Here is a 12,604-nt window from a genome sequence, read left to right as displayed (position 1 = left end):
AACAAAGCCCAATCTGTTTAAAATCGAGCTTGCATTGCATTAAATTTCGAACGACTACTTATCAAAGTAAGCCTATCATTTATGTAAAATCTATATCACACCGCATTTCGCCACGTTATCTTTCGAATATCAACACTAAAAACAAACAAACGAAGTGCCACTGCAATATAAGTTATCCCTAGCGACAACAACATCACAACGGGATTATCGATAGCTAGCAGATCAAAAACGCTTTTAAAAAAATAGAGTAGCGAAACCGAAATAACAAACGGAATAAAAATGGCGTCTATGTACCAGGTCTTCGCAGGTTTAATATTTAACTTCTTAAAGACAATCGGAGGACAGAAGGTAAAAAAACCGATATTCAATAATAGCCAAGGCCAAGCACTGCCCGCCAACCCATAAGAGGCAGCCAAATAATACGTTAATGGAACCACAAGAACGGCAGCTATAAAGTTTTGCCAGACGCTGAAACGCGTCCATCCGTGAGCTAATTGCAATGCATAAGGCATATTCATGAATGAATGAATCATGGTGCCGAGAACCAGTATCATCAAGGGCCCACTCGCCGCAGCGGCGATATGTTGATCCTGCGTCCATAACGAAAGCACCTGATGACTGTAAAATGCAATCCATACAGAAAACGGTATTACCAACATCGACAGTATTTGACTCGCCCTAATATAATAGCCAAATGCCTCTACGGCATTACCAGAAGCAACAGATGCCACTATCTTCGGGTAATAAGCATTGAAAACTGGAGATATAAGCCTGAAAGCGATCGTACCCAGCGTCCAAGCGAGCATGTAATAACCAAAATCTGTTAATGACAACGTCTTTGACAAAACTATCTTATCCGCTTGCATCAGTAGAAACGCAAGTGCATTCGTCGCCCCTACTCCCACTGCAAAACCTCGAAGGCGGCGAAGCGTATCAAGAGAGAAAGAAATAGAATCCGTCCAGCCTGCCAACTCGCGAATGAGTTGAATACGCAAAATAAAAACAGTCAAAAGATTTATTACGCACTGCCAAATAAAAAACCATTCAACCGTTGGAGAAACCAGCCACAAGACCAACACCGTTCCACCCGAACGGAAAGTCGCAAAGATGGAAGTTGCAATATTTAATTCAACCTGCTTTTGAAGACCTGTAAGAGCACCATAGTAAAATGCTATAGGAAACTGAAGAACAAGCGCCCCACCCATTACTCTTAACGATTGAGTCACAGAATCCAGCTTATCAGGACTTATATCCAACCAATAATTGGAAATCAGCGGCGCTAACAATATCACCACCGCACCAGCAGTGAGTGCAATACCCCAAAAAACCCACTCAACACTTCTCAACAATAGAATAACTTTTTTCTTTTCCAGCGACGAAGCCGACTCATAAACAGAGGCCTCTTTAGTTGCCACAGCACCAAATCCGCCATCAAGCATCGACATAGCAGAAGATAGAATTACGAAAAAGCCTATTAACCCGTAACCCTCAATACCAATAAACTTAAGATACAAGGGTACGAAACAGATACCCATAAGAGCAGCCCAACCCTGCCCCAAAAAATTTGCCGCTACATTTTTAAGAACGCTATTCATGCGGCATAACCCTTTAACACATAAATCTTACTTCAAAAAAACTCATCCTAGAAACCATTCGATTATATTTACTGATAAATAATGGCTCTAGAAATACAAGTATATAGTCAACGCTGGCTCTGTAAGCCTCTACCCATGAACGCTTACAAGAAGCTACTAGGTCCGACCGCGGGATTCAAGACCGCCACGAACAAATCTTCAGCAACACCAATAACTTTAGCATGATCTTGACACACTGAAAAGTCTTGAGAAATTACAAAATTTGAAATTCAAGGGCTCTCCGGCGCAAGCACAGTAAAGTTTCGTTATTCGACGATCAAACCAGCCCATACTCAGGCGCTGGATAAAGACGCTATAAACATTCAGAAAACCAAAAACGTGAACGAATCTTAGAACGTAACCCAACGCAATATCGGCCAGCTAAGTTATTAATTGGCCGAGGAATTCTTTAGCCATGACAGCGTCTTTTTAATACCTTCCTGCTTATCCACAACAGGATAAGAATTTGACTTCTCGGCTGGAGAACAATCGACGACATTATCAGTTGTCATATTCTTCAGACGAAAACTAGTAAACGGAAATCTCAATCCTACTGAGTTACAAACATCACCAATCAACGCCAAGAAATAGAAAAAAAACATCGGTGCTTTAACTGGACGTCTAACGCCTGCAAGCGATGCGATACTCAAACTCCATCCATCTACATTCAAAGGCTTTGCATCACCTATGTAATAATATTCGACCGCATTATTTGGCTGCTGAGAAATTGAAATCATCTGATTCACACAGTTTTCGACATATCCATACGTCTTTGTACTCGATTTTTTGCCAATTCTAATATATCGACCAGCAAGTACTATATCAAAGAAGTTACGGTACGGTTCTCCGAACCAAGGCCCCCAAATAGATGTAGGCCTTACAATAGAACATCTAGGCATGCGATCAATCCATCTCTTAACAATGCTCTCCCCCTGGACCTTACTCTCCCCATAAACTGTAGTTGGGGAAACATCCTCTATTGACGATGGTATGTGACCTGCTTTACAAACCAACATACTGGAAGCGAAGACTGCATGCTTAACGTAGTCCACCGAAGACAGTACCGAGCACAAGTTCTCGACACCTACAATGTTTTCGGGATAATCGTCCAAACTTTTGCCCCGGAGATCTGTACGTGCTGCGAGGTGAAAGACATAATCCGGCTTAAACGAATCAAAAGCCTCTCTGACACTATCCACATCACAAATATCGCAGGAGAGATGAACATCAAGATTATTTAAATTTCTAGGCTGAGCCACATCCAAGCTTAGAACCTTATATCCTAATATCTTTAACCGACACACCAGGTTAGTCCCTATAAAACCGGACCCACCTGTAACCAGAACTTTGACATTAGTCACGCGTTAGCTCCTCATAAACTTCAAGATAGTTCGATGCCATTGTAAAAGAACTATATTTTTCACAAGCAACACTCAGAACAACCGAGCCTTTTGACTCTTCGACCAAACTTTGCACAACCGCAGCATTAAGACCGACAATATCATCTAGTTTAAAAAAAGAAACCGCATCTTCATCAAAAAGCTCGCGAAAGATTGGAATATCAGAGCACACTATTTTCTTTGAGTGGAGAGCCGCTTCAATCAGAGCAAGCCCAAAGCCTTCAGAACGAGAAGGCATCGCAAATATATCAAAAAAAACATTGCACTGATGTGCATAGGGAATTGAAGAAATAAAAACACAGCGACTATCGACGCCTAGAGAAACACTAAGATCCTGTAAGATATTTTTCTCTGGACCGTCACCAATAACCACAAGCCCCAGCCTGGTATTAAGAGCCAACAATCTCACTAACTGATCGACACCTTTTGTTGCGGTGAGCACACAGTACGTACCTAACAAAAAATCAACCTTGCTTTTCAGATTATTTATCTCAGCGGCACACCAATCTTCGATCAATTCATAATTAACAACGATATCCCTGCCATTGTAAACCCTGGAGAGTTTTTTATTATATGAAAACTTGGAGTAATACTGCATAGAATGGTCACTTAACACGACAAGGCGGTCATGCCTCGTCCAGCACACATTCCAAACGAAACTAAACACAACAGAAACAAGTTTATTGTAATGAAAATAAAGCTCCTTCTCTACGTAATTATGCAGCGTACTCACATAGCGAACACTCGAAAAGAATGATTTATTTTTAAATACAAATGCATCAGCCCTCAAGAGATGGGAATGAACTATGTCATAACCCGAAAAATCAAATTTTTTATAAAAACTCACTCGCTCGAATCTTGCGCCTTCCAAAAAACCTATATCGACACGCTCGTCAAAATAAAGAACGGTGACATCGTGCCCACGACGAAGCATCTGCTCGCACAATTGCAAGGCTACTAGAATAGGGGCCTTATTGACGATTGCAGGAACCACATAGCAGATTTTCATTTCTTCACAATCCCACCATAAATGGACAGCAGTTTCATTACTCCACGATCACCCAAAACACAGCTCATCAAAAAAATAACCAACCGTTTTATGAAAATTCCGTCAACTAGATACAACGGAGTTAATGCCAACTCTTTTCGAAGCCTAAAATTTTCACGAATGATCGACATCATCAAGCTTGGCTTATTACTGAGCCCTCCCACTCGGTGGGACACGATAGAGAAAGGATAGAACCCTGCATCGCTACCGACGAGAGCGCGTAAAATAAAATGATAGTCACCTATTACCTTATAATTCTCATTAAACCCGCCGATTTTCTCAAACAAGGATACATGATGAAAACAACCAGGATGACGAATGGTCATCCTCTTGGATAAATCATTTTTTGCCTCACTCCAAGGAACTCCAACCTCATCAATCAAGCCGCCAGATTGATCGACGAGTATATTTCTACCGTAAACCAACCTCAAATCCTGCCGATCCGCGGCGTCAAGATATTCAAGCACGGAGGATAACGCGGACGGAGAGCTGAAATAGTCATCACTGCCCATAAACACTATCCATTCAGCACTCACCTGCTTCAATGCTTTATTCCAGGCGCAATATACTCCAGAGTCTTTTTCGCTGGAGAATCGGACAAAGTTATATTCACTTAAAATCGCCAGCGTATCGTCAGTGCTACCGCCATCCTGAACATACAAATCCACATCTTTAAAATCTTGCGCCTGAATGCTATCTAAACATTCGCGCAGCGTACGCCCACTATTAAACGTAGCAATAACAATCCCGATTTTAGCCTTAGCCATTACTAGCCGCCTCAATTAATGTGTGTCGATTGCGCCTGAAGCCTTACCTCGTAACGCAACGGCTTGACAGTACGCCCGATCATAAAAACCATTTATTATAATAAAAAATACAAAATGGTATTTATAAAAATACATAACATTTCCAAACGAGCCGACTACGACAAACGCTATTAAAAAAGCCCTCGCCACCGAATCTTTGTTTCTCAGATAGCTGTAAAGAATCAACGCCAGAAAAAAAATAACGCCTAGGACCCCAGTCTCTAGCGCGGCACTTAATAAAAAATTATGCGCAGGATAATTTATCCCAGAGGAAGCGAATATTACTTGGCGCTCTGTACCAATCCCATATCCATGTGGATTACTAATAAATGCTTGCAATGCCGTGCTATACAGGGCTTCTCGTGTCGAATCAAATTTAGCAAGATTTAAGCCATAGCCCGCTATTAAGCCACCAACTGCCAAACACACAAAAAACAAATACGACATCTTTAATTTCGAAAAACAAAAAAAGACGAGAGCTATTAAAATGGCAAGCAGGTCTCCCTTGGACAAAAGCATTATCGAAGGCAACAGCATAAAAGCAGAGAGTAAAACATATACTTTATTTCTAGTCACCTGGAATTTTAACAAGTTAAGATAGATCGACAACAGCAAAATCGTACCAACGGTATTTATATGCACACTTAAAAAAGTGGTTTTTCCATTAAAAAAGTCTTTGTAGTACTGCTGGCTATCCAACAGCAGATCAAAAGAATAGTCGAGTATAAAAATGAGATAGAAGACTATACATAAAGCGAAGACTGGCCCCCAACTGGCAATACCGTCAAGCATCTTCACTCTTTCGCCGTCAGACATCATTGACACAACAACAATGATTAATACGATCTGAAGCAGGCGAAAATAAACCTGATAATTAATGACAAGACCGCTATCCAATATAGCCAGAGCACCATAAGCTAAGTATAGAAATATAAGACCACAATATACCAGCGGTCTAAACGCTATGCCTCGAGTACAAAATAAAATAACAAAAATGCATACAAGCAAAATCTCATCAAACTTATAGTTCACACTACCAACGCTTAAAATCTTCAACGGGAAGACAATTAAGACACCGAGTATATAACATAAGTATTTCACACAGACCTGCCGTGGATCGATAAGTACGTAAATGTATGAATTTCGCTCATCGTTGAGTGAGTCAATAGCACTCCAGTATAGTACTCAGCTATTACTTTCATAATCCATTCGCAGACAGCAGTGGCCCACCTACTCATAAAATCTGAATTAACTAGCCTTGTTCCTATCATATAGTTCTCAACTTACTGACTCTGGCAGGCTTTTCATGATATTGAGCACACTAGGTCATAGCACTGGGTCTTGAAGATTCGATGCTGAGCGCTCGTCATTGCCATGCCCTGCCACTCAGCCCCACTCACTGACGCAACAGCGAGAGAACAGGCGCCCGTGAGTGACCTCAAGGAGCAGGGCTTCAATTTTGATAACCAGCCAGTTCAGCCAGCAGCAGTGATTCATTCGTTACCAGAGAAATGCCAACCCGATAAAATTGAAAACTGTGCAGATCAATAACTGGACTCAGCTCCGATTACTCTGAGAAGGCCAATTATTATAGTGCAAAACCTTTTATTCAACACAGAGCAACTACATTCGCAAAAGTTCTGAACTTACTGTAAGAATTATCTGAGCAGCTATAGCGAAAATTACGGCAGTGCACCGTAAGCAAATCGGGACAGGGAGAGGCTAGAGCGCGTAAAATTTGAGGATGACGGGCCCATTCAAACCAATTAACAACCAGCTACTTCCAGATGGCTTAAGCTCAGGATCAGCTAAGATGCCAGCCACATACCGAAGGACACTCCGCGCCCCCCCTCATAAGTGCTTGGCCGTACCAAGGTCACGCTGCGCAACGCTCCGCTTAAACAATCCTAAGAATGGGCCGATTAACATGCCGATAATCAAAGCAAATACAACAAACACGGCTACTGGAGCCTCACCGGTCGACCAACCAAAGAATGAGAGCACAACAGCCTGCTGATTTTCCAAAACAAACCCAACGACTGCAAAGGTAATGACCATTAAGACCACACCTAAAAGAATCCGTAATATTCTAGCCATAGCGTTCGCCTCCATAACAATAGATAGCCGAGTCAGACGCCGTCTTCCTCGTCTTCATTCACCCTATCCCTCAACTCCTTGCCCGGCTTGAAGTGAGGCACGAATTTCCCATCAAGGCTGACTGACTGGCCCGTCTTTGGATTACGACCTACACGAGGCGCACGATAGTGCAGCGAAAAGCTCCCGAACCCACGAATCTCAATACGATCCCCAGTGGCCAGGCACTGGGACATTTGCTCAAGCATGGTCTTGATAGCCAACTCAACATCTTTGGATGAGAGCAGTCCTTGGTGGGTGACAATTCGTTCGATCAACTCCGACTTCGTCATATTTTTCCCTTCTTTTTCAAGCAGCTAGGAAAAGCGCTTCGAAGGTTTTAGCATGACTTGATGAATTTGAACAGCCCATGTTTCAACTTATCTCCTGGCTGAATAAACATAAGTATCAAACAAGTAACGTGCCTAATTGCAGATCACAAGCATCGTGCGGGTGACAGCTCCAGCCGGGTTCAAGCCAAAAAAATAGTCGCCCTCTTCGTCCTTGGCGTCGCTTGACCGGGTGATAACCTTGTAGCTCTGCATCTTGCATTCGCGAGCGGCGCGCTGTTCGCACTTATCCCAATGATTACCAAGGCCAGAGCAATCGACCTCGATGCCGCTGACACCGCGCCTGGCGTGAGTTTTAGCGCTAGTGACAGAGCAGCCGACAAGCATTACCAATGCGAGCATCACGACAAGCTTGTTCATTGAGATCCTTATTCCGGGCGAGCTTTTTTCAAAGCTATAGTGACTATGACACTGAGCTGCGCGCCTTGGTTCTCGTTTGTTAAATCAACAAATTCCAGGCACAAAAAAGGGCGACCGAAGTCGCCCTTTTTATAGCGTTACAGAACTTAGTTCTGCTTAGCCATTGCTTCGCGCAGCAGGGAGGCCATAGTGGTCTCGCCGGTTGCAGCTTCCGGAGCCGATTTCAGGCTCTGGATTGCTTCTTTCTCTTCCACTTCATCTTTCGACTTGATGGAGAGTTGGATCACGCGGCTCTTGCGATCAACGCTGATGATCTTGGCTTCTACTTCTTGGCCTTCTTTCAGAACGTTGCGCGCGTCTTCAACGCGGTCACGGCTGATTTCGGAGGCTTTCAGAGTCGCTTCGATATCGTCGGCCAGAACGATGATGGCGCCTTTGGCGTCAACTTCTTTCACAGTGCCTTTAACGATTGCGCCTTTGTCGTTCTCTTGAACGTACTCGGAGAACGGATCGCTTTCCAGTTGCTTGATACCCAGGGAGATACGCTCGCGCTCTGGGTCAACCGACAGGATAACGGTGTCCAGCTCGTCGCCCTTCTTGAAACGACGAACAGCTTCTTCGCCAACTTCGTTCCAGGAGATGTCGGACAGGTGAACCAGGCCGTCGATGCCGCCGTCCAGACCAATGAAGATACCGAAATCGGTGATCGACTTGATGGTGCCGGAGATTTTATCGCCCTTGTTGAACTGGCCAGAGAAATCTTCCCATGGGTTAGATTTGCACTGCTTGATGCCCAGGGAGATACGACGACGCTCTTCGTCGATGTCCAGAACCATAACTTCCACTTCGTCGCCGACTTGTACGACTTTCGAAGGATGGATGTTCTTGTTGGTCCAGTCCATTTCGGAAACGTGTACCAGGCCTTCCACGCCTTCTTCCAGCTCAGCGAAGCAGCCGTAGTCGGTCAGGTTGGTAACACGCGCGGTAACGCGAGTGCTTTCTGGGTAGCGAGCTTTGATAGCAACCCATGGATCTTCGCCCAGCTGCTTCAAGCCCAGGGAAACGCGGTTACGCTCACGATCGTACTTCAGAACCTTTACATCGATCTCGTCGCCAACGTTGACGATTTCGGAAGGATGCTTGATACGCTTCCAAGCCATATCGGTAATGTGCAGCAGGCCATCGACGCCACCCAGATCGACGAATGCGCCGTAATCGGTGAGGTTTTTGACGATACCTTTGACTTGTTGGCCTTCCTGCAGGGATTCCAGCAGAGCTTCACGCTCGGCGGAGTTCTCTGCTTCCAGAACGCTGCGACGGGAAACGACAACGTTGTTGCGTTTCTGGTCGAGTTTGATGACCTTGAATTCGAGTTCTTTGCCTTCCAAGTGCGTGGTGTCGCGCACAGGACGAACGTCGACCAAAGAACCTGGCAGGAACGCACGGATGCCGTTAACGTCGACAGTGAAGCCGCCTTTAACCTTACCGTTGATAACGCCCTTGACCACTTCTTCAGCTGCGAAGGCTGCTTCGAGAACAATCCAGCATTCAGCGCGCTTGGCTTTTTCACGGGACAGCTTGGTTTCACCGAAACCGTCTTCAACCGAGTCCAGAGCAACGTGAACTTCGTCACCGACATTGATTGTCAGATCGCCAGCATCGTTGTAGAACTGTTCCAGCGGGATCAGAGCTTCAGACTTCAGACCAGCGTGAACGGTTACCCAGCGAGCTTGGTAATCGATATCAACGATAACACCGGTGATGATGGAGCCTGCCTGAAGGTTCAGGGTTTTTAGGCTTTCTTCAAAGAGTTCCGCAAAGCTTTCGCTCATTTTAATTCCTGTTGATAAGGGCGAAGAATACGCCCATCTCCACACCCCAGACGGCGTGGGTCAGTTTCAGTTAAAAGAAGCCACCGCAGGACTATGACTGGTCCCCTGCGGCCTTCTTGATCACCCGGCGATATCGCGAATGGCGATTTCACTCAAGATGCGTTCCAGCACCTGCTCGATGGACAACTCCGTGGAATCCAACTGTATGGCATCAGCCGCCGGCTTTAGCGGGGCTACTGCACGCTGGGTATCACGCTCATCGCGTGCACGGATCTCATCTAGCAGACTCGACAGACTAACACCATCGACTTTGCCCTTCAACTGCAAGTAGCGCCGGCGAGCTCGTTCCTCGGCGCTGGCCGTCAGGAAAATCTTCAGCGGTGCCTCGGGAAACACCACGGTACCCATGTCGCGACCATCGGCCACAAGGCCCGGCGGCTCCTGAAAAGCCCGCTGACGCTGCAGCAACGCGTCACGCACAGCTGGGAGCGCGGCAACCTGGGATGCCCAAGAACCGACTTGCTCGTTGCGCAAATCATCCGTCACATCATCCCCTTCGAGGATGATGCGCTGGGGATGACCTTCCGTCGCCCCGACGAACTGCACATCTAGGTGCGCCGCCAGCAGCTTAAGGGACTCTTCATTAGTCAGGTCTACGCCATGGTTGCGTGCGGCAAACGCCAGCAACCGGTACAGCGCGCCGGAATCCAGCAGACACCAACCCAGGCGCTTGGCCAGGATGCCGGCGATGGTGCCTTTGCCCGAGCCGCTTGGCCCGTCGATGGTAATCACCGGTGCTTTGATATTCACAATTGAGCCTCTTGGGCAACACGGATGCCGACTTGGGCACACAGTGTAAGAAAATTCGGAAAGGACGTAGCAACATTGGCGCAGTCGCGGATACGGATCGGCGCAGTCGCCCGCAGGGACGCTACGCTGAACGCCATGGCAATCCGGTGATCGCCATGGGCATGGACTTCACCACCGCCCATCAGGCCACCGTCAATGATAATCCCATCAGGGGTAGCTTCACACTTCACGCCTAGCGCGAGCAGACCGTCGGCCATCACCTGGATACGGTCGGACTCCTTCACGCGCAACTCCTGAGCCCCACGCAAAACGGTCCGACCTTCAGCGCAGGCCGCCGCAATAAACAACACCGGAAACTCATCGATGGCCAACGGCACGAGCGCTTCCGGGATCTCGATACCCTTCAGAACCGCAGCATGCACACGCAGGTCTGCGACAGGTTCTCCACCGACTTCGCGCTGGTGCTCCAGGCTGATATCTGCCCCCATCAGCCGCAGGATATCAATCACCCCGGTACGGGTAGGGTTGATGCCGACATGTTCCAACAATAACTCGGAACCCTCGGCAATCGACGCAGCCACCATAAAAAACGCCGCCGAGGAAATATCCCCCGGCACCTCAATACGGGTAGCAGTCAGCGTATGACCCGACTCAACCGCTGCGGTAGCACCCTGCACCCTCACGGGATAGCCAAAACCGCGCAACATGCGCTCGGTATGATCGCGCGTAGGTGCTGGCTCGGTCACTGCGGTCTTGCCTTTGGCGTATAGCCCGGCCAGCAACAAACAGGATTTGACCTGGGCGCTGGCCATCGGCAACACATAGTCCAAACCTTTGAGCGACTGCCCACCACGAATGGTCAGCGGTGGACGTCCTTGCGGCCCGGTTTCGATCACTGCGCCCATCTCCCGCAGCGGCTTGGCCACGCGGCTCATTGGGCGCTTGGACAACGACGCATCGCCAGTCAACACGCTGTCAAAGCTTTGCGCTGCCAGCAAGCCGGACAACAGCCGCATGGACGTGCCCGAGTTCCCCAGGTAAATCGGCCCCGGCGCCGGCTTCAAGCCATTCAAGCCCACGCCATGAATGGTCACGCGCCCATGGTGCGGACCTTCAATGACCACTCCCATGTCACGAAACGCCTGCAAGGTCGCCAGAGCATCTTCGCCCTCAAGGAAGCCTTCGACCTCGGTCACGCCGTCGGCCAATGAGCCCAACATGATTGACCGATGAGAAATCGACTTATCGCCCGGCACACGGATGCGCCCGCTCAAGCGGCCACCCGGGTTGGCGACAAAGGTCAACTCGTCGGCGTTCACAGCGGTTTCCACATAGGCCCGGCGCGCCAGGATCTTGCTGAAATGCTCACGCGCCACCCGCGCACGGGTGAACACACCCAACAATTGATGACCATCACCCGCATCCACTGCATCGCGCAGGGCGTCGAGATCACTGCGGAAAGTGTCCAGAGTACGCAACACCGCTTCGCGATTGGCGAGAAAGATGTCGTGCCACATCACCGGGTCGCTGCCGGCAATTCGCGTGAAATCGCGGAAACCACCGGCTGCGTAGCGGAAAATATCCAAGTTCTCATTGCGCTTGGCCAAAGAGTCCACCAGACCAAATGCCAGCAAATGCGGCAAATGACTCGTCGCCGCTAGCACTTCGTCATGGCGCTCGACTTGCATATGCTCGACGTCCGCCCCCAACTCACGCCAGAGACGATCCACCACCGCCAACGCAGCGGGATCGGTTTGCTCCGACGGCGTCAGGATCACTTTATGCCGACGGAACAACTGCGCATTGGACGCCTCTACCCCGCTCTGCTCGGAACCAGCAATCGGGTGACCCGGTACGAAGCGCGCGGGCATCCCGCCAAATGCCAGTTGCGCCGCGCGCACCACATTGCCTTTGGCACTGCCGACATCCGTGAGAATCGCCTGCCCCAAGTCCATACCCGCCAACAACGCCAGCAACTTCTCCATGGCCAGGATCGGCACCGCTAGCTGGATCACATCCGCGCCATGACACGCGAGCGCCAGGTCCGCTTCACAGCGATCCACCACGCCCAGCTCAACCGCCAGCTTGCGCGATTGAGGGTCCAGGTCAACACCGACCACTTCACCGCATAGCCCACTTTCACGCAGGCCTTTGGCGAAGGAGCCGCCGATCAACCCCAGGCCGACCACCACCAGGCGACCGATCATAGGCACAGCAGGTTGCAATGCAGT

The 12,604-nt window shown here is 48.3% G+C and carries 11 protein-coding genes; all 11 read right to left on the bottom strand.

Annotated elements, in window-relative coordinates; all coding sequences use genetic code 11:
* Nucleotides 1-95 precede the first annotated feature (95 nt).
* The 11 genes from ACEN2T_RS11315 to ACEN2T_RS11265 all read right to left on the bottom strand — a co-directional run bounded on the left by ACEN2T_RS11315 (nt 96) and on the right by ACEN2T_RS11265 (nt 12,580).
* Nucleotides 96-1,595, bottom strand: a complete 1,500-nt coding sequence (locus ACEN2T_RS11315; RefSeq protein WP_260366599.1) for an oligosaccharide flippase family protein — start codon at nt 1,593-1,595, stop codon at nt 96-98.
* Nucleotides 1,596-2,023: 428 nt separating this feature from the next.
* Nucleotides 2,024-2,995 carry an NAD-dependent epimerase/dehydratase family protein gene (locus tag ACEN2T_RS11310; RefSeq protein WP_442116760.1) on the bottom strand — a complete coding sequence of 324 codons (972 nt, stop codon included), beginning with the start codon at nt 2,993-2,995 and terminating at the stop codon, nt 2,024-2,026.
* A complete protein-coding gene (locus tag ACEN2T_RS11305; RefSeq protein ID WP_442116759.1) occupies nt 2,988-4,043 on the bottom strand; it encodes a glycosyltransferase family 4 protein in 1,056 nt (351 codons plus the stop codon). The genes ACEN2T_RS11310 and ACEN2T_RS11305 overlap by 8 nt, the downstream gene beginning before the upstream one ends.
* Complete coding sequence (locus tag ACEN2T_RS11300) at nt 4,040-4,849, bottom strand: glycosyltransferase family 2 protein (RefSeq protein WP_122752678.1); 810 nt, start codon at nt 4,847-4,849, stop codon at nt 4,040-4,042. The genes ACEN2T_RS11305 and ACEN2T_RS11300 overlap by 4 nt, the downstream gene beginning before the upstream one ends.
* 15 nt (nt 4,850-4,864) lie before the next feature.
* Complete coding sequence (locus ACEN2T_RS11295; protein WP_442116758.1) at nt 4,865-5,920, bottom strand: hypothetical protein; 1,056 nt, start codon at nt 5,918-5,920, stop codon at nt 4,865-4,867.
* An 819-nt stretch (nt 5,921-6,739) separates the two neighbouring features.
* Entirely contained in the window at nt 6,740-6,985 is a 246-nt protein-coding gene (locus ACEN2T_RS11290; RefSeq protein ID WP_099601435.1) for a lipopolysaccharide assembly protein LapA domain-containing protein, read from the bottom strand.
* Nucleotides 6,986-7,017: 32 nt separating this feature from the next.
* Complete coding sequence (ihfB, locus tag ACEN2T_RS11285; protein ID WP_032888918.1) at nt 7,018-7,314, bottom strand: integration host factor subunit beta; 297 nt, start codon at nt 7,312-7,314, stop codon at nt 7,018-7,020.
* Between the two features lie 132 nt (nt 7,315-7,446).
* Nucleotides 7,447-7,731, bottom strand: a complete 285-nt coding sequence (locus tag ACEN2T_RS11280) for a hypothetical protein (protein ID WP_442116757.1) — start codon at nt 7,729-7,731, stop codon at nt 7,447-7,449.
* A gap of 146 nt (nt 7,732-7,877) precedes the next feature.
* Complete coding sequence (gene rpsA, locus ACEN2T_RS11275; RefSeq protein WP_027604177.1) at nt 7,878-9,563, bottom strand: 30S ribosomal protein S1; 1,686 nt, start codon at nt 9,561-9,563, stop codon at nt 7,878-7,880.
* Nucleotides 9,564-9,683: 120 nt separating this feature from the next.
* On the bottom strand, nt 9,684-10,373 hold the full coding sequence (gene cmk / locus ACEN2T_RS11270) for a (d)CMP kinase (protein WP_003172653.1): 690 nt from the start codon (nt 10,371-10,373) through the stop codon (nt 9,684-9,686).
* On the bottom strand, nt 10,370-12,580 hold the full coding sequence (locus ACEN2T_RS11265; RefSeq protein ID WP_442116797.1) for a bifunctional prephenate dehydrogenase/3-phosphoshikimate 1-carboxyvinyltransferase: 2,211 nt from the start codon (nt 12,578-12,580) through the stop codon (nt 10,370-10,372). The genes cmk and ACEN2T_RS11265 overlap by 4 nt, the downstream gene beginning before the upstream one ends.
* Between the last annotated feature and the right edge of the window lie 24 nt (nt 12,581-12,604).

Origin of the sequence: Pseudomonas sp. W22_MBD1_FP4, from assembly GCF_052113765.1 — a bacterium.
Lineage (GTDB): Bacteria > Pseudomonadota > Gammaproteobacteria > Pseudomonadales > Pseudomonadaceae > Aquipseudomonas > Aquipseudomonas sivasensis.
The sequence above is the reverse complement of the archived record's forward strand: the minus strand, read 5'-3'. Positions and strand labels throughout refer to the sequence as shown.

Bases quoted from the DNA above. Each gene is read 5' to 3' on its own strand.
- ACEN2T_RS11315 (WP_260366599.1), bottom strand. From the start codon at position 1,595: ATGAATAGCGTTCTTAAAAATGTAGCGGCAAATTTTTTGGGGCAGGGT.
- ACEN2T_RS11305 (WP_442116759.1), bottom strand. From the start codon at position 4,043: ATGAAAATCTGCTATGTGGTTCCTGCAATCGTCAATAAGGCCCCTATT.
- ACEN2T_RS11300 (WP_122752678.1), bottom strand. From the start codon at position 4,849: ATGGCTAAGGCTAAAATCGGGATTGTTATTGCTACGTTTAATAGTGGG.
- ACEN2T_RS11290 (WP_099601435.1), bottom strand. From the start codon at position 6,985: ATGGCTAGAATATTACGGATTCTTTTAGGTGTGGTCTTAATGGTCATT.
- ihfB (WP_032888918.1), bottom strand. From the start codon at position 7,314: ATGACGAAGTCGGAGTTGATCGAACGAATTGTCACCCACCAAGGACTG.
- ACEN2T_RS11280 (WP_442116757.1), bottom strand. From the start codon at position 7,731: ATGAACAAGCTTGTCGTGATGCTCGCATTGGTAATGCTTGTCGGCTGC.
- rpsA (WP_027604177.1), bottom strand. From the start codon at position 9,563: ATGAGCGAAAGCTTTGCGGAACTCTTTGAAGAAAGCCTAAAAACCCTG.
- ACEN2T_RS11265 (WP_442116797.1), bottom strand. From the start codon at position 12,580: ATGATCGGTCGCCTGGTGGTGGTCGGCCTGGGGTTGATCGGCGGCTCC.